This window comes from Streptomyces aurantiogriseus, from assembly GCF_014649375.1.
In the GTDB taxonomy this organism is placed as follows: Bacteria; Actinomycetota; Actinomycetes; order Streptomycetales; family Streptomycetaceae; genus Streptomyces; species Streptomyces aurantiogriseus.
Genome location: NZ_BMSX01000015.1, coordinates 30,508 through 53,157 on the forward strand (window position 1 = coordinate 30,508; position 22,650 = coordinate 53,157).

The following is a 22,650-nucleotide window of genomic DNA, read 5'->3' on the forward strand; positions in this document are numbered from 1 at the left end:
AGTCCGGTCCGGTCGGCCGCGTCGAGGACGGCGTCCACCAGGTTGTCCATCCCGGTGGGCGTCGTCGGCCACGCGGCCGATCACCGTGCCGCCCCGACGCCGTGGAAAACCACCGGCCGTTCGGCCATGGTCCGGGCAGGATGTCTTGCTGTGAACCATGTACTGTGCGGGCTCGCTGCCAATGCGGCTCTTCCCTCCGAGCTGGTCGACCGGTTGATCGCCGACGCGGACGCGGACATCGCCGGGGACCTCGCCGGTCGCGCGGACCTCAGCCATGAGCAGGCGGTTGCCCTGGCTTCGCGCGTCGGGGAGAGCGCTGTGCTGCTTGCGTACGAGGGGCTGCTGACCACTGCCGACATCGATCCCGTCGCGCAGCCGCATGCCGCGCTCGCCCTGCTCGAGGAGCGTTCCGGTGACCCGGAGTGGGCGCGGCTCTTCGCGGCGGATCCGGATGTCGAGCGCCGGGAGAAGCTGGCCGCCTGCCCCGGACTTCCGCCCGATGTGGTGGAGACGCTCGCCGCCGACTCCGATGTACGGGTCGTCGCGGAGCTCGCGTCGGCGACGACGGCGGACATGGCCGCCCGGCTCGCGCGGCATCCGCATGCCGAGGTCCGCCGCGCGGTGGCGGCCAACGAGGTGACGCCACCGGACGTGCTGGCGATGCTGATCACCGGCGAGGGGCTGCCTCCGGCAGAGCGGTGCATGGTCTGCGACGGCGAGGAGACGCCGTGGTTTCACGATCCGCAGTGTCCGCGGCTCGACTGCGAGCTGCGGTCCGGTGCGTCGTGCGCGGGCTCCCACGAATCCACCGCTCTCGAGATGGCGGAGCTGGCGCTGCGGAACCCCGGCACGCCTGTCGAAGCCGTCGTCCGATTCGTCGACCACCCCTCCATGCTGTTGCGTTGCCGACTCGCTGCCCGACCGGACCTGCCACCGGAGGTGTGGGGACGGCTCGCCGCCGACCCGGTCCCCGGTGTCCGGGCCGACCTCGCCGGGAATCCGGCGATCGACGACGCCCTGATCCGCACGCTGGCCACCGACCGTGGCCACGACGTACAGCGCACGCTCGCGCACAACCTCCGCGTGCCGCTCGACGTGCTCTCGTGCCTGGCCGGCGCTGTCAGGATCGGGCCGACCCTGCTGCCGCGGATTGCCGCCGCCTCTCCCACCGAGGTCGAGGAGCTGGCCACGTCGTCGAATCCGGCTGTGCGGATGCTCTTGGCCGAACGACGCGATCTGCCGGCCGACATCCGTGACGCGCTGGCCGCCGACCCCGACGCGAAGGTGGTCAAGTCCATCGCCCCGCACCCAGGCCTGTCGGAGACTCAGCTGCGCAGCATGGTCGAACGGCACGGAGTCCGGGTCGTCGCCAAGGTGGCGGCCAACCCGGACGCACCGCCGGCACTGCTGGAGGACCTGACCCGACACGTACCGCCGGTGCACAAGGCGCTCCGCGAGGTCGCCCGGCACCGCAACGCGACGGGACCGGCGCTGCTCGCCTGCCTGGCGGACCGGCAGGCACGGCCCGTAGCCGCCGGGCACCCCGCCCTGCCGCCGCCGGTCATCGTCGAACTGCTCGCCGACGACGACTGGCGAGTGGTGGAAGCGGCTGCCGCCAACCCGTCGTTGCCGTCGGCCGTGATGTCGGAGTTGGTGCCTGAGCCGTGCAGGGCATAGAGGCAGGGCACAGACGCGGCGCTCCGGGCTGCGTCGCCCGTTTCCGCGGGCGCCACGCCGGACTCGTCGCCCGGCGCGAGCAGGAGCTGCGGCTCCTCGAGCGCCACCTGGGCCGTACGACCGAGGTCCTGCCCGACACCGAGCCCGGGGCCGCCGCCTTCCGCCCCGGCCTCGTCCGCCGTCTCGAGGCACTGCCGACGAAGCAGTACCACGCCCTGGAGATCGCCCTGCGCGCCGGCTACCCGGCCCAGCCGGGCAAGCGCACGAAGCTCGCGCCTCCTTCGTCGACGAGGCGCTCGAGGACGCCGGGTTCAACGTCCAGGGCATGCTCGAACGGTCGGGCGTGAGGACCGTCCACGAGCCCGACCTCGAGCTCCTCACCGGCCCGGCCCCGGACCATCGACGTCCCAGCGGAGAAGCACCGGCGTGGTCGGTGCCCATGCCGCCTGCCCCCGCCGGTCGCGTCCACGGCACGCGCCTCTACTGCTGGGCACGCAGGCCGGTGCACACCACGTCGATCAGCCGCCTGCGGGCGTCGGGGTCGCGGGCTGCCCTCTCCCGGGCGATACAGCCGACGTAGAGGGCCTTGACGTCGGCGCGCGTGACGTCGGGCCGTACCGCGCCGGCTTTCTGGGCGTTCGCGAGCAGCTCGCTCTCCACGGCCTCCAGGCTGTGCTCGGGGGCGAAGGCCACCTTGTCGACATCGAACCCGGAGCCGCTCATCGCCTCGGTCAGGCCCCGGTTGACGACCGACTGCTCGACCTCGAGGGCGAAGAACTCGAAGAACGCGGTGCCGGGATCGCGGGTCGCGGCCAGCTCCCGGCCTCTGTCGACGATCCCGGTGACCAGGTGCGAGACGATCGCCTCGTACAGCGACTCCTTCGTCGGGAAGTGCCGGCTGACCGTGCCGGTGCCGACGCCGGCCCGGCGTGCGATCTCCGCCACCGGCACGGAGAGTCCCTCGGCGGCGAACGTTTCCGTCGCCACCTCCAGGACCCGCTTGCGGTTGCGTTGGGCGTCAGCACGCATGAGAAACCTTCCGATCGGTCAACCGGGACGACTGTCCGCACCGAGACACATCGGAGAGACACCGGAGAGACACCGGGAACGCGTCCCGGAGGAACGCGTTCCCGATCCGTGCCGTGCCCCGAGCGGGACGGGGCACGGCACGGAGGGACGGCCCGGTCGCGGTCACCCGCACGGGGGCGCTGTCGCTGAGCGTCGCGCCCTGCCGACGGGGCGGCTCACCGCCCGCCCGGGGTGGGCAGGACCGTCGGATCGGCGGGGGGCGGACTCTCGGGCGGTACCGGACCGGTGGGCGCTTCCTGGGCGGCGGGCGGGGCCGGCGCGTCAGCGGCGTCGGCTCCTTCCAGGCAGTCGACGAAGCGGACGAAGTCGGGCCGGTCGGTGCCTTCCACGACCGCGAACTCGCTCGCCGGGTGACTGCGCAGCACACACATGTCGTAGCGGGCGACGGTCGGGAGGTCGCCCTGCCCGCCCACCGTCCGGTACTCGTGGCGGCCCACCAACTGGCAGGAGTCGTAACGGATCAGCGGCCCGCGCGGACCGACCGTGTAGCGGTGCGCACGCACGTCGGCGGAGAAGTCCTTGAAGGCGATCCCGGTGTCGTCGCAGTCGCTGAAGTGGACTGTTCCGCCGTTCCAGACGCAGTCGATGATCCTGGCATCCGGGTTGCGCACCTCGAACCGGATGTCCTGGGCGTGGAACCGCTGCACCGAGTCGTGGTGCTGGGCGACGGGGAAGCGGAAGAACGTACTGGTGGTGCCGTACTCCTCGGTGGCTTGCGGCCGTGTGCCGGTGATGATGTAGGAGCCGCCCCGGCAGGTGATCGAACCGCCGTAGGGGAACTCCAGGAAGTTGCCCCACTGGTACTCGACCTTCATGTCGGTGAACCAGTAGTTGAGGAACTGGTCCTGGTCGTTGGGGTCCCCCTGCACCCGTCGGGACAGACCCGAGTACAGGAACGCCCGGCGGTAGCTGCCGCCGACCCGGCATGCCTCCCAGCGCATCTCCGAGTTGGTGTCCGTGCCGTCCAGCGCGAGCCCGAACTCCCACTCCCCCATCCACTCGCACTCCGAGAACCGGTAGTCCTGCGCCTTCCCGTTGGAGTACGAACTGAAGAAGGAGGCGCCGGGTGTGGCCGAACGGAACTGCATGCGCTCGAAGGTGAGGTTCGACCAGATGTCCTCGTTGCGGCACAGATAGGAGCCCGGGCCGGCGGCCGGGCGGAAGACGAGGGTGGTCATGCGCTTGCCCGCTCCGCTGAAGCGCAGACCGTTGACCGGCCGCAGCGGAGCGACGCCGTTCAGCAGCGCGTGCGGACGGGTGATGAGGAACTCGCCGGCGGGAATCTCGATCACCGTGCGCCCGACGCCCCGGGAGACCCGGGAGGCCGCGAGCGCGTAGGCCTTCTCGAACGCCGCGCTGTCGTCGGTCTGTCCGTCGCCCACCGCTCCGAGGTCGGCCACATTGATCGCGAGCGGTAGCCGGGCGGTGGAAAGGCCGTCGCCGGAACCGGCGGGACCCGGTGGCGCCGCGGGACCGGATTCCGGTCCCACGGCGGCGGACGCGCTGTGTGCGGTCAGGGCCGTCGCGGCCACCACCGACGCCCCGCCACGCAGAAGTTGCCGACGGCTCACACGAGCCATCCCGCCTCCCCGTTCTGCCATAATTGCCTTCTTTCCAATGATTTCTCACTAAAGGAGGGAAATGACCGAGTTTGCCGAGGTGCTCAGACAGCTGTCGGCGGCACAGAAGCCCGCGAAAGGGGTCTCGCTCTACACGCAGTTCGTCAACCGTCCGGCCGGCCGTGTCCTGGCCGCCCTGGCCTACCGAGTGGGGGCGACGCCGAATCAGCTGACCGTCCTCGGCGCCCTGTTCACGTTTCCGGCCCTGGCCGCGGTGGCCCTGCTGCCGCCCGGACCGACGATGGCGGTCTGCGTCGGCACGGCCCTGGCCGTGGGGTTCGCGCTGGACGCGGCGGACGGTCAGCTCGCGCGGGGGCAGCGCTCCGGGAGCCCGTCCGGCGAGTGGCTCGACCACGTCCTGGACTGCGTCAAGATCGTCACCCTCCACCTGGTGGTGCTGGTGTCGTTCTACCGGTTCTTCTCCCTGCCCAGCCCGGCCTTCCTGCTGGCACCGATGGTCTTCCAGCTCGCCGCCGTGGTGATCTTCTTCGCCGGGATCCTGACGGAGAAGCTCAAGCGGCGGACGCCGGGCGAGGCTCCGGCCGGGTCACCCCCGGCGCTGCGGTCCGTGCTGCTGCTGCCGGTCGACTACGGCCTGACCTGCATCAGCTTTCTATTCCTGGGGAGCCAGGACGTCTTCCTTGCGGTGTACTGCGCGCTGCTGGCGGCCCATGTCCTGTTCATGGCCGCCTTCCTGGTGAAGTGGTTCCGGGAGCTGCGCTGAGGGAATCTCCGGCGGCTGGTGCGCGGAGAGCAGTTCCAGGGCACCGCGCAGCAGCGTGCTGGAGGTGTGCATGGTGTACGGGAAGTAGACGACCTCGACGCCGACCTGCGCGAAGCGCCGCTCGAACTCCTCCCACTTGGGTGTTCCCCGCCAGTCGTCGCCCTTGAAGATGACGTGGAAGCCGATCCGCTTCCACGTCTTCAACTTGTCGACCTCCCTCTCCACGACGACCTCGTCGACGTAGCGCACACTGCGGACGATGTCGATGCGCTCGGCGAGCGGGACGACCGGCACTCTGCCCTTCAGCTGTGCGGTCAGGTCGTCGGAGGTCACCCCTGCGACGAGACGGTCGCAGTGCCTGCGTGCCTCACGCAGAATGTTGAGGTGTCCGATGTGGAACAGGTCGTAGACTCCGGGCGCGAATCCGATGCGTGTCACTGCTGGTCACCCGCCATTTTCTCGTTGGCCTCGGGGGGCACGGTCACGGTCAGGGAAGGGGACTTGGGCGAGGTGTTCGTCCCGTCGGTCACCTCGATCGCGTACCGGTGCTTCCCACCGGCGGGCACGGAGTCGGTGAAGCCCATCTGCGAACGGTCCCAGAAGGTGGAGGACTCCGTCTGCCGGGCCACGAGCTTCCCGTCCCGGTAGATCTTGTACGTCAGCGTCGCGTCGTCACGGTCCCAGGTGGCGCGCCAGGCCAGGGTGACCCTGCCGGGGTCGGTGTCGGACACCGAGAGGGTCGGCACCTTCGGTGCTCCGGTGTCACGGGGTCCGAAGCGGGTGAGGCCCTGCTGGGGCTTGTCGTTGACCTGGGTGAACTCACCCCCCGCCCACAGGTAGCCGCGCGAGACCGTCAGGGTTCGGGGACCCACCTGCTCCCCCAGGCCGCCGTTGGTGTCGGGGAACCAGTGCAGGATCCTGCGGTCCGCGAGGGACTGGGCCAGCAGGTGCTGCCGGTCCCCCCGCTCCGGGAACCCGCCGGGCGTCTCGTTGCAGTTGTGCGAGTGGGAGGCGCTGAAGAGGACACCCTTGTAGGGCACGACGGACTGGGTGGCGCCGAAGCAGGTGTCCTTCCACACCATCGTGCCGTTGGTGAGACGGCCCGCGATGCGCCCGTCGAAGATGCCCGGTCCATGACCCTCGGCACCCACGTAGAAACGGCTGTCGTCGCGGGCGATCGTCTTCACCGACGACTGGGGCGGGAACCAGCCCGGGTAGGACAGCACCGTCTTGCCGCTGGTGGGGTTGAGGGCGACCAGCGAGCGGGCCTCCTGTCCGTTGACCGACTCGAAGTCGCCGCCGACGAAGAGCCGTCCGTGCGAGGGTGCGGCCGCCAGGGCACGCACCGGGAGGTCGACGTCCGCCTTGAAGGGCAGCAGGACGCCCTTGGTCGTGACAGCGGCGAGACGGTTCCTGGCCTGACCGTTGACGCGGGCGAAGTCACCCCCGAGGTAGATCACGCTGTCCGTCGCGTCGATGGCCCGGACGGGTGCGGTCACCGACGGCCGGAAGGTCGTGCGCAGGGAACAGCCGGCGGTGTCCAGGGCGATCGCGTTGGCCACGCGGGTGGATCCGACCTTGCTGAAGGAACCACCCACGTACAGCACCCGCCCGTCCGGGGAGGCCTTCATGGCCCGCACGGTGCGGCCCAGGCCGGTGAACTTCGGGGCGCAGGGCAGCAGTTTGCCGGTCGCGGCGTCGAACGCGGCGAAGTTGTGGCGCCGTACCTGCTTCTGGCCGGGTGCGGCGCCCGGCGGGCGGACCGAATCGAAGGTCCCTCCGACGTAGACGACGCCCTTCGCGGAGGCCAGCGACCAGACGACGCCGTCCGTCTGCCAGGTGGCCAGCGGGTCGGCGGAGACCTCGGGCTTGCCGTCGGCGGCCACGGCGAGGGATGCGTCGAGCAGGGCGGTGGTGCACGCCAGGGCCGTGACTGCGGCAGCCCTGGTGACCGGCTTCGTACGGAGCTTTCTCAGGCGCAAAGGACACCCCGGTTGGCAGTGGTGTGAGGGCTGGGAGGGGAGCGACGCCGACCGGGTGGGCCGGACATACGACCGTGTCTGGGCTCATGCGGCGCGGCGGCGCAGCACTCCGACCAGCTCGCTCACTCTCAGAAATGTTCGATATCGCCACAAAGTAATACCAAATACACCCATTCCCAAAGCCATCCCCACGGCGAGTCCTGACGGAGTGTCACCCTCCGTCGTACGGGAGGCCACCAGCACCAGAGAGACGACCAGTCCGACGCCGAAGGCGTTCAAGTAGCCGCCGTCCACGGTCGTGAAGCCGAGGCGCAGCCGGATGAGCGCGGCCGCCACGAGGTTCTCCACGACGATGGCCGCGCCCCAGGAGACGGCGGCGCCGAGCACCCCCCAGACCGGCACGGCGAGCACGCCGACGATCAGTTGCACCGTGAACGCGACGGCGGTGACGGCCAGATGCCACGAGCTCTTGCCGGCCATGAGGAGCACGGTCTGGGCGTTGCCGACCGCCACGTTGACCATGGAGGCGGCGCACAGCACCACCAGGGCGGTCGCGCCGTCGGCGAACTCCGGTCCGAAGACGGACAGTACGGTCCGGGGGAAGGCGGCGACGAGGACGAACAGCGGCCAGGAGAAGAGCACGATCCAGCAGGTGGACACGCGGTGCAGATGGTGTGCCTCGGCGACCCTGTCGACGGCGAGCAGACGGCTGATCTCCGGTGCGACGGCGAGCCGGACGGCGAGTTGGACGAGGGTGCCCGCGGTGACGACGCGGCCGATGGCCGTGTACACCCCCGCCTCGCCGGCCGTGGCCAGGGCCGACAGCAGGATGACCCCGGCCCAGACCGCGCTGATGTCGAAGACGGAGGAGACCGCGCGGGGTGCGGCGAAGCCCCAGAAGTCCCGCCAGTGCACGGGCTCGCTTCCCGTGGCGTACGGGGTGCGGTGGCGGGCGCGGCAGCGGCGCAGGGCGAGCCAGGCCACCACGGAACCGGCCAGCGCGGGCAACAGCCAGGCCGAGGCCAGGGACAGCAGCCCGGGCGCGTAGCAGGCCACGGGAACGGCGATCAGCACGCGCAGCACCGGCTTGCCGATCTGCTCCACGCCGACGAACGGCACCACCGTGCCGTATCCCCGGGTGGCGCCGAGGAGGACCATGCCCACGGTGGCGGCGGGCAGGAAGAGTCCGAAAAGCCGGACCAGCGCGACGGCGTCCGCGGGGGGCAGGTTCGGCAGGAGCGCCGTGGCCACCGCGGGGGACACCAGCAGGGGCACGGCGGCCGCGGTGCCGGCCAGGGTCGCCGGCAGGACGGCCGTGCGCAGCAGCGCGCCCACCGCACGGCCGTCGTTGACGGCGAGGTCGCGCGGGACGAAGCGGACAAGCCCGGTGTCGGCACCGAGCTTGCAGGTGTTGCTGAGGATGGTGAACAGGGCGACGCCCGTGAAGATCGCCCCTGCCCCCTGCGCTCCGACGGCGCGGGTGATCAGGCCGACCAGAAGAAAAGAGAAGGCGGCGTTCACGACGGAACCCGCCATCCCCCACCACCCGCCCCGCGCGGCCGCGGCCACCCCGCTCTGGGCGGTGGCCGCGGCGCGTGGACGAGCGGTCGCTTCGAAGGCGGTCATCGGCGGGAGATCGTGAACGTGCCGTCCTGTGCTGGGAGTTCCATGGCTGCCTGGTCGGCGCGCGACGCGGGGCCGTACTTCGGGCGGCGGCGCAGCGCGCGCAGGCGCCGGCGCGGGCGCCCGGCGTCGAGCACGGCCCCGAGGAGGCGTCCGCCGGAGCAGCCGATCAGCTCCTGCATCTGCCGGAGGTCGTCCCGGCGGGTGCCGTCGAGGCCGGTGACCACGAGCACGCCGTCGACGCGCTGAGCGACCGCCAGTGCGTCGGCGTGGGTGAGGAAGGGGCCCGTGACGACGACGGTGGAGGAGCCGGGCTCGGACAGGACCCGGTCGGCCCCGGTGGCCCCGGCCGCCGTGTTGTGCGAACCGGTTCCACCCGCGGCGAAGGCGAGCCGGCCGGCGACGCCGGCGTCGACGAGGACGCTCCCGGGGGGAAGGAACGCCTCCTCCAGGGTGGGCGCCTCGTACGGCATCAGCGGCAGCTGCGCGGCCAGCCCGGAGGTGTCGGGGGCGGTGTCCACCAGCAGCACCTCGCCCCCGTCCTCGGCGAGGGCCGCCGCCAGGTTGGCGGCGACCTCCTCGGCGACGCCGGCGCGCCGGGGGGCCACGACGAGGACCTGGCCGGGGCCGGCGGGGCCGGAGATCTGCCGTACCCGGAAGGCCAGGGCCCGGTAGGCCTCGGTGCGCGGGGCGTCCGTGCGGCCGACGGTCAGCAGAGCGTCGTCCCCGCCGTCGTCGGAGGGCAGGATGCCGAGCACCGGCGCGCGCAGGGCGGCCTGCGCCTCGCCGACCGAGCGGACCCGGTTGTCCAGGGCGGAGCGCACCCAGGCCAGGACGATGCCGAGGAGGAGACCGCACACCAGCCCCAGCCCGAGCAGGGTCCGCAGACCGGGTCCCACGGGCAGGTCGGGGGCGGTGGCCTTGCGGACGACGTCGCCGCCGTCGGTGTCGCGGGACCTGATGTCGAGAACGCGCTTCTGCAGGTTGTAGAGCTGGTTCTGCACGGCGGGCTTGGCGGCCACCCGGTCCAGCTTGTCCCGGGCCAGCCGCTGGTTCAGTACGTCGATCTGCTCGTCCAGGGCACGGGTGGCCCGCTCCACCGCCGCGTCGTTGCGGTCCTTGCGGTCGTCGAGGTAGGCCTCGGCGAAGGCGTTGGCACCGCGCGCCGCGCGCTGGGGTGAGTCGGCGGTGAACTCGAAGCGGAGCACCTGGGACTTCTGCGGATTGGTGACCCGTACCCGGGCGCCGAGCGTGCCCGCCTGGCTGCCGGGGCGGTCCAGGATGTACGCCGCACGCTGGGCGACGTCCGCGCTGGAGGCGATCCGCTGCTCCGTACTCATGCTGACCTGGTTGTCGGCGGCGACGCCCACCGTGCCGAAGGGGTCGGTGGTGGAGCGCACGAGGACTTCGCTGGTGGCCGTGTAGGTGTGGGCGCGCTGCACCGACAGGACCAGCCCGCCGAAGACTCCCAGAAGGATTCCGAGCGCGATCAGGAAACGGTGCCGCAGGATCCGGCGCAGTTGGTCGCGTAGCTGGTCCGGCTCGTCGTACCGGTCGTCGAATGGAGTGGGGCCGGTCACGGGTGCCCTCCTGTTCCGGGGATCGATGCATGACGAATGGGTGCGGTCGGCACCGCCGATGAGGGGGACCGGGATGCCCGGGCCGTGGGGGTGCTGATGAGCAGCGGGATGGTCATCAGCAGCGTCAGCGGGCCCGCGATGCCGAGCAGGCTGCCGCGCAGGAAGACCATCTGGTAGAAGGCGAAGGCCGGGACCAGGAGCGCCGCGAGGGTGCCCGGCCGGCCGCGCAGCCGGTGGCGTACGTCGTCGACCCGCCGTCCGGCCGCGCCGAGCAGGCAGAACACGATGATCACCGCGGCGGGGCCGGCCCACAGGTAGCTCTCGATCCACAGGGGCGCGGAGAGGTTGAGGAAGTCGTATCCCGCGTAGTGGGCCAGCGCGATGCCGGTGTCCTGGGGTTTCTCCGGCCACATCGAGCGCGGCACCATGAACAGCGGCGGGCCGAGCACGGCCTCCGGGGAGAACCCGTTCTCCCGCGCGTAGTCGATACCGGTCTGCACCTGTTGGAAGGCGTCGTAGTCGCCGTTGACGGTGAACTGCTCGGTGAGGGAGACGACGGTGATGTCCTCCCGGTCGCTGTAGCGGAAGTAGTCGCTGTAGGGGAAGAGGACCAGCAGCACCGCGATGAGGCCGGCCGCCGCGATCCGGAAGGGACGGGGCCGGTACAGCCGGGGCACGGTGAACACCAGGGTCAGAAGGATGGTGCCGACCCAGAACCGCGGCTTGCTGATGGGGTTGTTGACGACGGCGTTCAGTGCGATGAGCAGCGGCAGCAGCAGCCAGCGGGCCCCGCGCAGCCAACGGTCGCCGCCGGGCAGGCGCGGGACACGCAGCAGGCCGAGCAGCGCCCAGAACGCGGGCACGGACAGCGACCAGCTGAGCAGCGACTGCAGGAAGGCCTCCTGCCCGCTGTTCAGGGCACCGATCTCGGTGATGGCCTGACGACTGGTGAAGTAGGCGCCCAGTCGTCCGGGTTGGCCCGCGATCAGCAGCACGGCGAACGTGAAGGCGAGCCCGCACAGGGCGAGCAGGCGCCAGGGCGCGATACGGCGGGCCAGCAGTCGTTCCAGGAATCCCGGCCGGCCGGCGGTCGCGCGGGCCGCGTCGGTGCGCTCCCGCCGGGCGGCGAGGGCCGTACCGACGCTGTAGGCGACGAGTCCGAGTTCGACGACGAGCACCGCCTGCAGGGCGGTCGCCTCGCTGGTCCGGTAGGGCCAGGGATAGGTGTCGGCGGCGAGCATCGCCAGGGGCGCCAGGCCGAGCCAGATGTAGGAGAAGACCCAGAAGCCGAAGGCGACGAACCGCACCGTGGGCGCGGTGAGCACCCGGGCGAGCGCACCACCGGTGTGCGCCACGACGATGCACTGCAGGGCGAGTGCGAGCGACACGTGCGCCGCCAGCGACTGGAGGATCAGCCCCGGCAGCAGGACTGTCAGCACCACGGCCCAGAGGAAGACCGCAGCCACACTGCGGACGCGGGCGTCCTGCATCCCGACCTCTCTGCCGAGCGAGTATTCAGGCTGAAACATCACCGAAAGATATATAGCGCCCATAGTTCGTAAATCGCTCCAGGCGCGCACGAAACATCGACTTCAGAGCGGGTGGGGTCCCCGAACAGAGCCATCGGGTGATCCGGAAAATCGGCGCGGCGCGCCATTTGTCGCAAATCATGACAAATATGCCTAACTTATCGCGCTGGTCTCCGCGCGCCCGGCGCCGGACCGGTGTCCCAGGCAGCGGCGCACCGGCTGACCGCACATCAGATCACCGGATTCCCGAAGGAGTTGCGCCCATGAGCAAGCAGGTCGACGTCGTCGTCGCCGGAGGCGGGGGGTTCATCGGTGGTCATCTCGTGGGCGACCTTCTTGCCCAGGGGCTGACCGTCCGCTCCATCGACATCAAGCCGCGGCACGAGTGGTACCAGGTCCACCAGGACGCCGAGAACGTGGTCGCCGACCTGTCGCTCCTGGACAGTGCGCGCGCGGGTGTCGCAGGCGCCCGGCAGGTGTACATGCTGGCCGCCGACATGGGCGGCATGGGCTTCATCGAGAACAACAAGGCCGCCTGCATGATGTCCGTGCTGACCAGCACCCACATGCTGCGGGCGGCGCACGAGGCCGGTACGGAGCGCTACTTCTACTCCTCCTCCGCCTGCGTGTACGCGGCCGGCAAGCAGACCGACCCGAACGTCACCGCGCTCAAGGAGGAGGACGCCTACCCGGCGCAGCCGGAGGACGGCTACGGCTGGGAGAAGCTCTTCTCCGAGCGCATGTGCCGCCACTACACGGAGGACTACGGGTTCGTCACCCGCGTCGCCCGCTACCACAACGTGTACGGCCCGGAAGGCACGTGGACCGGCGGCCGGGAGAAGGCCCCGGCCGCGGTGTGCCGGAAGGTGGCCGAGGCGGTCGTCTCCGGTGAGCACCGGCTGGAGATCTGGGGCGACGGACAGCAGAGCCGCTCCTTCATGTACATCGACGACTGCCTCCGGGGCAGCCAGATGATCATGAACGGGGACAGTGGCGTCCCGGTCAACCTCGGATCGTCGGAGCTGGTCACCATCAACCAACTCGTCGACCTCGTCGAGCAGATCGCCGGCGTCCGCTGCGAGCGCACCTACCGGCTCGACGCCCCGCAGGGCGTACGCGGCCGCAACTCCGACAACACCCTGATCCGCGAGATCTACGGCTGGGAACCGTCGGTCGCCCTGCTCGACGGCCTGGAGAAGACGTACGCCTGGGTCTACGACCAGGTCAAGCGCTCCCACCAGTGACCTCCGCCCGAGTACCAGGACACAGAGAACCGATGAGGATCCTCGTCCACGACTACAGCGGTCACCCGTTCCAGGCCCAGCTGAGCCGGGAGCTGGCGCGCCGCGGACACGACGTCGTCCACTCGACGTGTACGGCCTACGTCTCCGGCAAGGGCAACCTCGCCGGGGACACGGCCGGCCTTCGCTTCGTCACCATCGGGGACGGCACCGCGCTGAACAAGGAGGCCTACTTCCGCCGGCTCCGCCAGGAGACCCTGCTCGGCTTCGAACTGGCCCGTCAGGTACGGCGTGAGAAGCCGGACGTGGCGCTGCTGTCCAACCTCCCCATTCCGGTGCTGGTCGTGACGGCGGCCGTGCTGCGGCGGCTGCGCATCCCCTGGGTGCTGTGGCACCAGGACGTGACCGCCGTCGCCCTGAAGAGCTTCGCCGCCGCCGACGTGGCGAAGTCCATGGGCGTGGCCGCCACGGTCTTCGGGGCGGGCGAGAAGTGGTCGGCGCGCCGGGCCGCGGCCGTCGTGGTGATCGCCGAGTCCTTCGTCCGCGTCCACGAGCAGTGGGGCACCGCCGGCAAGGTCACCGTCATTCCCAACTGGGCGCCGCTGGACGAGATCGTCCCGGTGGCCCGCGACAACGCCTGGTCGGCCGAGCACGGCCTGAACGGTGTGCGGACCGTGCTGTACTCCGGCACCCTCGGCCTGAAGCACAACCCGGTCCTGCTCGTGCAGTTGGCCGAGCGCCTGCGCAACGGCGGCACTCCGGTCCGTCTCGTCGTCGTCAACGACGGCCCGGCCGTGCCTGTCCTCAGACAGGCCGCGGCCGCCCGGGGCGTCGAGCTGACCCTGCTGCCCTTCCAGCCCTACGAGCGGCTGCCCGAGGTGCTGGGCACGGGTGACCTCCTCGTCGTCCTCCTGGCGGCGGACGCGGGGGAGTTCTCGGTCCCGTCCAAGACGCTGTCGTATCTGTGTGCCGGGCGCCCCGTGCTCGGTCTGATGCCCGCCGACAACCTGGCCGCGCACCTGCTCCGTCAGGCGGGGTCGGCGGTCTTCCCGCCGGAGGAGTCCTCGCTCGACGACGCCTCCGCCTGGGTCCGGAAGATCCTGTCCGATCCGGCACGCGCCGAGTCGCTGGGCAAGGAGAGCCGCGCTCTGGCCGAGCGGGAGTTCGCCCTGGCGGACTGCGCCTCCCGCTTCGAGGACATCCTCCGGAGGGTGAGCCGCACCCCGGCGCGCTGAAACCGAAGGTGCGGGAGCCGCTGTTCCGTCGGGAACAGCGGCTCCTTCGGTGCACTGCTCCGTCAGCCCTTTCCGGCTCGGCCCCGGTAGACGTCCTCGAGCTGGTCCACGACCGCGCGGATGGAGAAGACCTCGTCGATCGCGCGGCGCCCGGCCTCGGCCAGGCCGCGACGCAGCTCCTCGTCGACGAGCAGCACGGCCACCGCGTCGGCCAGCTCCTCCGGGCTGCCGTCGGTGACCAGTGCCGCGTTTCTGCGCGCCAGTTCGGCCGCGATACCGCTGCTGTCCGTGCAGACGACCGGTGTTCCCTCGGCCAGCGCCTCCAGGACCGTCATCGGGAACGGTTCGTCCACGCTCGGCAGGACGTACACGGCGGCCCTCCGGTAGGCCTCCAGCGCCGCGGAGTGCTCCAGCGCGCCGCCGTAGGAGACCACATCGGTCAGTCCCCGGTCCGCGACGAGCCGGTTCACCGCCGTCAGGGAGCCCTCGTCCGCTCCGTAGAGCGTGAACCGTGCCTCGGGGATCTCCTTGTGGACCAGGGCGGCCATCTCGACGAACGCCTCGGGGCGTTTGCGGGGGTGCAGCCGGGCCAGGAAGATCACCTCGTGGTCGTGGCGTGGCCGCGTGCCCGCCCCGACGGGGGCCGGGCGCAGGCCGTTGGGCAGGGAGACCAGCGGTGGCCCGTCCGGGCCCAGCACCTCGGTCAGGGCCCGCCGCTCCCGCTCGGTGAGCACGAGGCAGCAGCGTGCCCGGCGCAACAGGGGCACGAACAACCGGTCGAAGACACGGGCGACGGCGCCGGTGCGGGGCTCGACCATGCCGTGCGTCTGGGTGACGAAGGCCGTCCGCCGCAACCGGGCCACGGCGAGCGCGGCGAGGGAGACGAGGTCCCGTCCCACGTGCAGGTGGACGGCGTCGGCGCCTCCCATGGCCCGCCACAGATCCCTCAGCAGCAGCGGATGCATGAGCCCGAGGCAGCCCCGGCCCGGGACGAGGCGCCGTGCCGGGCGGGAGACGAACCGGACGGCCCCGAGGCGTCGCGCGGCCCGCGCCCTGCCCCGCCACAGCGACACCAGCATCACGTCGTGCCCGCGTGCGGCGCACTCCTCGAGCTGGGCGACGGCCACGCTCGTCGGGCCGCCGAAGGCCCCGTCGTCGCTGACGAGCGTCACCACATGGACCAGTCTCATGCCGTGACCTCCTTCCCTGATCCGGCGGACGGGGCGGGTACGGCGGCTGCGGTCGGGACCGTCCCGGGCGTCGCGCCCGTTGTCAGGACCGAGCCGGGTGCGAGGTCCCGGTGGGCGACGGCGCCGGCGCCCACCACCGCGCCCCGGCCGACGGTGACGCCGCGCAGCACGACCGCACGGGTGGCGACCCAGCTGCCCGGCTCCAGCCGGATGGGGCCGTTGTCGAACTCGAAGGTGGCGGAGCGACGGCGATGGCTGCCCGTGCACAGCAGCGCGCTCTGGGAGACACAGCAGTCGCTGCCGATCGTGACCGGTTCGAGGTTGAGGATCCAGGCGTCCTCGCCGATCCACACGTCGTCACCGACGTCCAGTTTCCACGGCCAGTGGACCCGCACCCCTCGCCGGATCAGCACCCGCTGTCCCACGCGGGCGCCGAAGGCGCGCAGCAACGCCGGCCGCCAGCGGGCCGGGAACCACCACTTGACGAAGAGCAGATGCTGGGCGGCGAACCAGGCGGCCTGGACCGGCAGGGGGCGCCCCTTGTCGTATCCGGCGCCGGTGAAGCCGCGCAGGGATCGCGCTGTGGTCTGTACCATGACGCGATCCTTCACGTCCCCGGGGGCGGATCAGCCGCGATCTCTGCGTGTTGGCGGCAGACTTGCCCGGATGGAGGATGTGGCCCCGGAGCCCGGCGGGCCACACCCGTCCTCAGTAGGCGCCCTGGCCGTCCAGCACCGCGCGCAGGGTGCGGGCCATGACGTTCATGTCCCCGGACAGCGACCAGTTGTCGACGTAGCGCAGATCGAGCGCGACCGTCTCGCGCCAGGACAGGTCCGACCGTCCGCTCACCTGCCACAGCCCGGTCAGGCCCGGCTTGATGCTGAGTCGGCGCATCTCGACCCCGTTGTACTTGGCGACCTCCTCGGGCAGCGGAGGGCGCGGACCGACCAGCGACATGTGGCCGAAGAGGATGTTGAACAGCTGGGGCAGTTCGTCCAGCGAGTAGCGGCGCAGGACGCGCCCCACCGGAGTGACCCGCGGGTCCTGGCGCATCTTGAACATGTGGCCGTCGTTCTCGTTCTCCGCCTCCAGCCCGCTCTTGAGCCGGTCCGCGCCGACCACCATCGTGCGGAACTTCCACATGGGGAACGGTGTCACGTTCCGGCCGACCCGGGTCTGGCGGTAGAGGACCGGTCCGGGTGAGCCGAGCCGGACGGCCAGCGCGAGCAGGAGCAGCAGCGGCGAGAGCAGGACGATCAGCACCAGGGCGCCCAGCCGGTCCAGGACGGCCTTCGTCGCGGTGTGCAGACCGCGCTGGAGCGGCGGTGCGATGTGCAGCAGGGTGAGGCCTGCCGCCGAGGTCAGCCGTACGCGCCGGCGTGCCACATCGACGATGCCGGGCAGCACCATGAGCGAGCGGCCCTGCTCGTACAGCATCCAGGACAGCCGGCGCACGCGCTCGCCGGACATGTGGCAGCTCGGCGCCACGAAGACCAGGTCGGCCGCGAGTTCGTCCGCCGCCGCGAGGACGGCCACGGCGTCCGCCTCGGGCGTCTCGGGTGCCTCGCGGGGCAGCCGTACGCACACCGGCACCCCGGAGCGGACCTCGCCGTCGCCCACCGGGCAGGCCCCGACGATCACGTACTCGTGGTCGGTGCGCTGGGCGAGTTGTCCGACCACCGCGTCGACCGTCGGGGCCTCGCCGACGACCACCACATGGCGCAGGGCACGGGCGTCCCGGCGGGCGGCCAGCAGATGACGGTGGATCACCTTCTGGCAGACGCCCGTGAGCAGCAGCGTGGGGATCAGCGCGGTGAACGCCTCGGCGGGCAGGCTGTCCAGTCCGCAGACCACACAGAGTGTCGCCAGGGCGCCGACCAGGACCAGCCAGTCCCGCATGACGGCCCGGACGCCGCCCCGGTCGCCCCAGGCCACGGGCGTGTACCGCTTGCTCACCAATCCGATCAGGGGCCACAGCAGGGCCGCGGCGACCGCCAGCCGCAGCGGGTGGGACTGGTCGATCTCCATGAACGTCGCCGCGACCGGCACGGCCGCGGCGAGAACATCCACGCATACCGAGAAGGGGGCGTACCAGCGCGCCCGCGCCTCCGGACGGTGGACGGGGTGCCGGGCCATGGGGACCGGCGCCTGTCGGGACGTCACGCTTCTGAACCGCCGCATGGTCTCCTTCAAACCCCCAATCGCAGATCGCGGGGGCGGCGGCAGGGACCACCCGGCGCGCGCCCGCATGTCAGACAAAGATCCTTATACCATCCGATAAGTAGCAATATCGGCCTTTCACTCCTCACGCTGCACGGTCGACACGAAGAGCCGCGGACCGACGCCTCGCGCGGCGCCGCGGCTTGGGGCACGGTGGAGTGACGCGTGACACCCGTGGCACCGCCGTCACGGCGCCGCCTCGGCCGAGAGGAGCACCCGCATGTCGAACCACACCTACCGGGTCACGGAGATCGTCGGCACCTCGCCGGAGGGCGTCGACCAGGCGATTCGCAACGGCATCACCCGCGCCTCGCAGACCCTGCGCAACCTGGACTGGTTCGAGGTGACCCAGGTGCGCGGACAGCTCGAGAACGGCGAGATCGCCCACTGGCAGGTGGGCCTGAAGGTCGGTTTCCGCCTGGAGGACTCCGCGTGACACGCGGCCCTCAGGCACCCGGGCTCAGGTGCGGCCCTCCTGCTCCTGGGCCACCCGCAGGGTGACCGAGGGAAGCGTCCAGCGCGCCCGGACGACGGGGAAGCCGGCCGCTTCCGCGTCGTCGCACACCAGCTCGTCGTCGTCGACCAGGACCAGCACCTCCCGGTCGCGGGCGAGACGGCGCAGGATCTCCAGCTTGGTGCGGCGGGCGGGCCGACGATCCCCGTCGCGCCGCATGTACACGCGCCCGTCGGGCAGTCCGTGCCGCTCGAGCCACTCCCGTGTGTCCCGCCGGCAGCGCTCGGGCCGCCCGGTGAGGTAGACGACCTCGCACTCCCGCGCGCTCTCCACGGCCATCGCCACGCCCTCGGGGATCGGCGGGTCCTGCGGCGCCGCCGCGAAGAAGGCGTCCCAGTCCCGCGGCTTGCGCTCCAGGAACCGCTGCCGGTGGGTGGTGTCGGCGAGCGTGTTGTCCAGGTCGAACACGGCGAGCGGGCGCTTGCTGGTCTCGGTCACACGCCCACCCTAAAGACCTCCCCACCCCGGCAACCTCCCCGCCCCGGGCGGCCACTGCTGTGCGACACGGCAGACACGGCAGGCACGGCAGGCAGACGGAGGCGGGAGGCCCCATGCGGAACACGTCGATCTGGACGTCGGCACTGGTGAGCGCGGCGCTGATGACGATACTGGGCCCGACGGGGGAGGCGTCCGCGGCCACGGCCGCGACGACCCTGGTCGTGGCCCCCACCGGCAACGACTCCGCGGCGGGGACTCTCACCCAGCCCCTGCGGACCATCCAGCGGGCCGTCGACCTGGCGAAGCCCGGCGACACCATCGCCGTACGCGGCGGCACGTACGCCCTCACCGACAACATCACGATCACCACCTCGGGCACCGCGTCCCAGCCGATCACGCTCGGGGCCTACCAGGGTGAACGCGTGGTCGTCGACGGCGAGCAGCTGCCCGCGAGCCACACCCCTGTCGGCGGCAGCATTCCCCGGGCCGAGCGCGGGGCGATCCACCAGGAGGCCTCCTACTGGCGGATCTCGGACCTGGAGATCGTCAACGGCCCCTACGGCCTGTACTGCGACGGCTGCAACAACAACGTCTTCGCGCGGCTGCGGACGCACGACAACTACGAGTCGGGCTTCCAGCTCCAGGGCGCCTCCAGCAACAACCAGATCCTCAACCTGGACAGTCACGGCAACCGTGACCCGCGCAAGAACGGCGAGAGCGCCGACGGCCTGGCCATCAAGGAGGGCAGCGGCACCGGCAACGTGGTGCGCGGCGCCCGCCTGTGGAACAACGTCGACGACGGCTTCGACAACTGGAAGTTCACCTCGCCGATCCTGGTCGAGAACACGGTCGCGTACGGCAACGGCTTCAACCGCTGGGGCTTCCCCGACTTCGCGGGCGACGGCAACGGCTTCAAGCTGGGCGGAGGCAGCCCGGCGCCCGCGGTGGCGCACACCCTGCGCAACTCCGCCGCCTTCAAGAACGCGGCGCACGGCGTCACCGACAACGGCAACACGGGCGCTCTCGCCCTGACCCGCACCAGCACGTACGCCAACGCCGGCACGGGCTTCGACGTCGACACCTCCGGCGGCAGGGCCGTCCTCACCGGCAACCTGTCCGTCGCCGACGCGCGCGCCGTGGCCCTCGGTTCCGGCACCGTCTCCAGCGGCAACTCCTGGAACCTGGGCGGCACCTGGAACGCCGCGTCGGTGCTGAGCACGGACCCCGCACCCCTCACGGGCGCCCGCGCCTCCGACGGCTCACTGCCGTCCGCCCCGTCGTTCCTGGTCCCGCGCAACGGGGCGGGCGTCGGCGCACGGTTCTGACGACCGGCCCCAACTGTTAATGGGATCCATTTTCATGTAGCGTCCTCGGTGCTCACCCCACCGAGGAGGTTCCCCATGGCCGTGCCCAAGCGGAAGATGTCCCGCAGCAACACCCGTCACCGCCGCGCCCAGTGGAAGGCGACCCCGGCGCAGCTCGTCCCGGTCACCGTGGACGGGGTCCGCCACCTCGTCCCGCAGCACCTGGTGAAGGCGTACGAGCGCGGCCTGCTGCGCCCCGAAGGCTGACGCCGCGGGCGGCCGAGGAATCCTGCGGGCTCCCGGGTGTTGAACCCTGTATGAGCTCCGCGATCGCCTCGGCCCGTTTCTCCGTCCTCGACCGCTCCCGCATCCGCGAGGGCCACACCGGCGCCGAGGCGCTGCGGGACACGGTGCGGCTGGCGCAGGAGGTGGAGCAGCTCGGCTACCACCGGTTCTGGGTGGCGGAGCACCACGGTGTACCCGGCGTCGCCGGTTCCGCGCCGACCGTGCTGGCGGCCGCCGTGGCCGGTGCGACGCGCACGATCCGGGTCGGCACCGGCGGAGTGATGCTGCCCAACCACCGGCCGCTGGTCGTGGCCGAGCAGTTCGGCGTCCTGGAGTCCCTGTTCCCGGGGCGGATCGACATGGGCCTCGGCCGCTCGGTGGGCTTCACCGACGGGGTGCGCAAGGCTTTGGGGCGCGACAAGGGCGACGCCGAGGACTTCGCCGGGCAGCTTCAGGAGCTGCTCGGCTGGTTCCGGGGTACGTCTTCGACGGGCGTGCGCGCGCGGCCCGCCGAGGGCCTGACCGTGCCGCCGTTCGTGCTGGCCATGGGCGAGGGCGCGACGATCGCGGCCCACGCTGGCCTGCCGATGGTCATCGGCGACCTGCGCGACCGGGAGAGGATGCGGCGCGGGATCGACCACTACCGCGCCCACTTCCGGCCCTCCCCCTGGGCCGCGGAACCGTACGTCGTCGTCTCGGGCACGGTCGCCGTCGCCGCGACGCCCGAGGCCGCCCGGCGGCTCCTGGTCCCGGAGGCCTGGTCGATGGCGTACTCCCGGACGCACGGCACCTTTCCGCCGCTGCCGCCGGCCGACGACGTCGAACGCCGCACGATGACCGCCAAGGAGCGCGGCTTCTACGAGTCCGGCCTGACCGGCCACATCGCGGGCACCGAGGAGCAGGTGGCCGACGGACTGGAAATGGTGTTGAAGGACACCGGCGCGCAGGAGATCCTCGTCACCACCAGCACCTATGACCGTACGGCGCTGCTGGACTCCTACCGGCGACTGGCCGGGATCGTGAACGGGGAGAACCTCACCGGGTGACTGCGCGAGAACTGCTGTCGGAGTACGAGAACCGACTGCGCGGCCGCACGCCGTCGGACCAGCCCTGGGAGCCTTTGGGCGTGCTCACCGAGCGGGACGGGCCGGTGGCGCGCATCCACTACGGCACCCACGGCGTCGTCGTCCACCAACCGTTGCAGGGTGAGAACCTGGGGTCGCTGGTGCGCCGCCAGCAGGAGGCATTCGCCGCGCGCGTCGAACCGGTCGAGTGGAAGGTGTACTCCCACGACCCGGACGCCCGGCAGCTCGCCGAGGCGCTGTCCGCCGCCGGCTTCACACCGAGTCCGTCGCGCGCCCTGCTGCTCGCCGACGTCGCCGACGTGCCCCGGCGCACGGCGCCCTCGGTACGGTCGCACTTCGCGATCTTCGACGAGCCACGCCGCCGGTCCCTGCGCCGACTGGCCGCGGCCGCTCCCGAACAGCGCGGACGGCTCTCGGAGACGGAGACCGACACAGGACCTTGGGACGTCCTGGTACTGGAACGCCATGGGCGCCCCCTGGACGCCCTCTGGTACCAGGAGGCGGTCGGCGCCGAGTTCTTCGAGATCGACGGAATGACCGGTCCCCGCCCGGAGTTGCTCCACGCGGCGGCGGAGCGGGCCGCGCTGCGTTCACGCTTCATCGTGGCCGAGGCGCCCGACGCCTTCGTGCCCGTGCACGTCGCGGCGGGGTTCCACGAGGCCGCCCGGGTCACCACATACCGCTGGGCGCCGCCGGGCGAGCCGGCGCGGGAACGTCCGGCGGGCTGGATCCCCGAGCCGGAACGCGAGGACATCTGGGAGCGGTTCGAGAAGCATTTCGAGGTGACGTACGAGACCGCCTACGACGGCATCGCCGAGCCCCCGGGCTCCGTCACCTGGTACATGGCGGCCGTGGAGGACTCGCGGGACCCGCTGCTCGCCGAGGTCGAGGCCGTGGTCGCCCGCGGACTGCGGGCCTGCGGGCGGCCCGGTGACCGGCTCTACCGCCTGAAGTGGTACATCAGCAGCACCCGTTGCGACCCGACGCGGGTCGGCGGCCCGGGGCAGCCACGCTGGGTGGGCTACTCCTACCTGACCGACGAGAACGTCATCCAGGTCACCGCGGACCTGCGCATGGGCACGTACGGGAACTTCGTGGAGGAGTCCCTGTGCGTCTTCGGCGCGGACCTCGTGGCCGAGGTCGAGGACGAACTCACCGCCCTGCTCGGGACGGTGCTCCGGCGTGACGGCCGTCCGGTCGGCAACGTGTGGACGTTCGGTCCCTGAGTGTCCTCCCCCCTCCCTGAGAGCCCCCGCACCTCCGCCGGAACCCGGCGTCGCGCATAGAATCGCGGCGTTTGTCCCGCCCGGCAGTC

21 protein-coding genes are annotated in these 22,650 nt (G+C 71.5%); 10 read left to right on the top strand and 11 right to left on the bottom strand.

From position 1 onward, the window contains the following. Nucleotides 1-150 precede the first annotated feature (150 nt). Entirely contained in the window at nucleotides 151-1,677 is a 1,527-nt protein-coding gene (locus tag IE263_RS28610; protein ID WP_189940704.1) for a hypothetical protein, read from the top strand. Then, nucleotides 1,665-2,024: a hypothetical protein gene (locus IE263_RS28615; RefSeq protein WP_189940705.1), complete on the top strand. Its 360-nt coding sequence runs from the start codon at nucleotides 1,665-1,667 to the stop codon at nucleotides 2,022-2,024. The genes IE263_RS28610 and IE263_RS28615 overlap by 13 nt, the downstream gene beginning before the upstream one ends. 133 nt (nucleotides 2,025-2,157) lie before the next feature. Here IE263_RS28615 and IE263_RS28620 read toward each other — a convergent pair whose 3' ends face one another. Continuing rightward, entirely contained in the window at nucleotides 2,158-2,706 is a 549-nt protein-coding gene (locus tag IE263_RS28620) for a TetR/AcrR family transcriptional regulator (protein WP_189940706.1), read from the bottom strand. A 215-nt stretch (nucleotides 2,707-2,921) separates the two neighbouring features. Continuing rightward, complete coding sequence (locus IE263_RS28625; protein WP_189940707.1) at nucleotides 2,922-4,346, bottom strand: glycosyl hydrolase family 28-related protein; 1,425 nt, start codon at nucleotides 4,344-4,346, stop codon at nucleotides 2,922-2,924. Nucleotides 4,347-4,407: 61 nt separating this feature from the next. Between IE263_RS28625 and IE263_RS28630 the strand changes: the two genes are divergently transcribed. Then, the gene (locus tag IE263_RS28630; RefSeq protein ID WP_189940708.1) at nucleotides 4,408-5,109 is read left to right on the top strand and encodes a CDP-alcohol phosphatidyltransferase family protein; all 702 of its coding nucleotides are present in this window, start codon (nucleotides 4,408-4,410) and stop codon (nucleotides 5,107-5,109) included. Here the strand turns inward: IE263_RS28630 and IE263_RS28635 are convergent. The 5 genes from IE263_RS28635 to IE263_RS28655 form a co-directional block, all read right to left on the bottom strand. Next, nucleotides 4,999-5,547 carry an FAD synthase family protein gene (locus tag IE263_RS28635; protein WP_189940709.1) on the bottom strand — a complete coding sequence of 183 codons (549 nt, stop codon included), beginning with the start codon at nucleotides 5,545-5,547 and terminating at the stop codon, nucleotides 4,999-5,001. The two genes, IE263_RS28630 and IE263_RS28635, sit on opposite strands and share 111 nt — an antisense overlap. Beyond that, nucleotides 5,544-7,091, bottom strand: coding sequence for a fibronectin type III domain-containing protein (locus tag IE263_RS28640; RefSeq protein WP_189940710.1), 1,548 nt, complete (start codon nucleotides 7,089-7,091; stop codon nucleotides 5,544-5,546). The genes IE263_RS28635 and IE263_RS28640 overlap by 4 nt, the downstream gene beginning before the upstream one ends. Nucleotides 7,092-7,175: 84 nt before the next feature. Then, complete coding sequence (locus tag IE263_RS28645; protein WP_189940711.1) at nucleotides 7,176-8,717, bottom strand: lipopolysaccharide biosynthesis protein; 1,542 nt, start codon at nucleotides 8,715-8,717, stop codon at nucleotides 7,176-7,178. Beyond that, nucleotides 8,714-10,294 (bottom strand): hypothetical protein, encoded by a 1,581-nt coding sequence (locus IE263_RS28650; RefSeq protein WP_189940712.1) that lies wholly within the window; start codon nucleotides 10,292-10,294, stop codon nucleotides 8,714-8,716. Before IE263_RS28650 ends, IE263_RS28645 begins: the two co-directional genes overlap by 4 nt. Next, nucleotides 10,291-11,823, bottom strand: coding sequence for a hypothetical protein (locus IE263_RS28655; protein ID WP_229911210.1), 1,533 nt, complete (start codon nucleotides 11,821-11,823; stop codon nucleotides 10,291-10,293). Before IE263_RS28655 ends, IE263_RS28650 begins: the two co-directional genes overlap by 4 nt. A gap of 263 nt (nucleotides 11,824-12,086) precedes the next feature. Between IE263_RS28655 and IE263_RS28660 the strand changes: the two genes are divergently transcribed. Together IE263_RS28660 and IE263_RS28665 are read left to right on the top strand one after the other, a co-directional pair. Further along, nucleotides 12,087-13,067, top strand: a complete 981-nt coding sequence (locus tag IE263_RS28660) for an NAD-dependent epimerase/dehydratase family protein (protein WP_189940713.1) — start codon at nucleotides 12,087-12,089, stop codon at nucleotides 13,065-13,067. A gap of 32 nt (nucleotides 13,068-13,099) precedes the next feature. Beyond that, nucleotides 13,100-14,299 (top strand): glycosyltransferase family 4 protein, encoded by a 1,200-nt coding sequence (locus IE263_RS28665; protein WP_189940714.1) that lies wholly within the window; start codon nucleotides 13,100-13,102, stop codon nucleotides 14,297-14,299. Nucleotides 14,300-14,361: 62 nt separating this feature from the next. Here the strand turns inward: IE263_RS28665 and IE263_RS28670 are convergent, their stop codons facing one another. From IE263_RS28670 to IE263_RS28680, 3 genes are all read right to left on the bottom strand, one after another. Continuing rightward, entirely contained in the window at nucleotides 14,362-15,489 is a 1,128-nt protein-coding gene (locus IE263_RS28670) for a glycosyltransferase (protein WP_189940715.1), read from the bottom strand. Continuing rightward, nucleotides 15,486-16,085 carry an LbetaH domain-containing protein gene (locus tag IE263_RS28675; RefSeq protein ID WP_189940716.1) on the bottom strand — a complete coding sequence of 200 codons (600 nt, stop codon included), beginning with the start codon at nucleotides 16,083-16,085 and terminating at the stop codon, nucleotides 15,486-15,488. Before IE263_RS28675 ends, IE263_RS28670 begins: the two co-directional genes overlap by 4 nt. A gap of 112 nt (nucleotides 16,086-16,197) precedes the next feature. Further along, nucleotides 16,198-17,670, bottom strand: a complete 1,473-nt coding sequence (locus IE263_RS28680) for an exopolysaccharide biosynthesis polyprenyl glycosylphosphotransferase (protein WP_308430776.1) — start codon at nucleotides 17,668-17,670, stop codon at nucleotides 16,198-16,200. A 259-nt stretch (nucleotides 17,671-17,929) separates the two neighbouring features. Between IE263_RS28680 and IE263_RS28685 the strand changes: the two genes are divergently transcribed. After that, nucleotides 17,930-18,145 carry a dodecin gene (locus IE263_RS28685; protein ID WP_189940717.1) on the top strand — a complete coding sequence of 72 codons (216 nt, stop codon included), beginning with the start codon at nucleotides 17,930-17,932 and terminating at the stop codon, nucleotides 18,143-18,145. Between the two features lie 24 nt (nucleotides 18,146-18,169). Here the strand turns inward: IE263_RS28685 and IE263_RS28690 are convergent, their stop codons facing one another. Beyond that, nucleotides 18,170-18,661 (bottom strand): phosphatase domain-containing protein, encoded by a 492-nt coding sequence (locus tag IE263_RS28690; RefSeq protein ID WP_189940718.1) that lies wholly within the window; start codon nucleotides 18,659-18,661, stop codon nucleotides 18,170-18,172. A 113-nt stretch (nucleotides 18,662-18,774) separates the two neighbouring features. Here IE263_RS28690 and IE263_RS28695 point away from each other — a divergent pair, with 113 nt between their 5' ends. From IE263_RS28695 to IE263_RS28710, 4 genes are all read left to right on the top strand, one after another. After that, nucleotides 18,775-19,986 carry a right-handed parallel beta-helix repeat-containing protein gene (locus tag IE263_RS28695; protein ID WP_189940719.1) on the top strand — a complete coding sequence of 404 codons (1,212 nt, stop codon included), beginning with the start codon at nucleotides 18,775-18,777 and terminating at the stop codon, nucleotides 19,984-19,986. A gap of 75 nt (nucleotides 19,987-20,061) precedes the next feature. Next, entirely contained in the window at nucleotides 20,062-20,232 is a 171-nt protein-coding gene (gene rpmF, locus IE263_RS28700) for a 50S ribosomal protein L32 (protein WP_189940720.1), read from the top strand. Nucleotides 20,233-20,282: 50 nt separating this feature from the next. Further along, on the top strand, nucleotides 20,283-21,296 hold the full coding sequence (locus IE263_RS28705) for an LLM class flavin-dependent oxidoreductase (RefSeq protein ID WP_189940721.1): 1,014 nt from the start codon (nucleotides 20,283-20,285) through the stop codon (nucleotides 21,294-21,296). After that, complete coding sequence (locus IE263_RS28710; RefSeq protein ID WP_189940722.1) at nucleotides 21,293-22,561, top strand: DUF2716 domain-containing protein; 1,269 nt, start codon at nucleotides 21,293-21,295, stop codon at nucleotides 22,559-22,561. Before IE263_RS28705 ends, IE263_RS28710 begins: the two co-directional genes overlap by 4 nt. The last annotated feature ends 89 nt before the right edge of the window (nucleotides 22,562-22,650 follow it).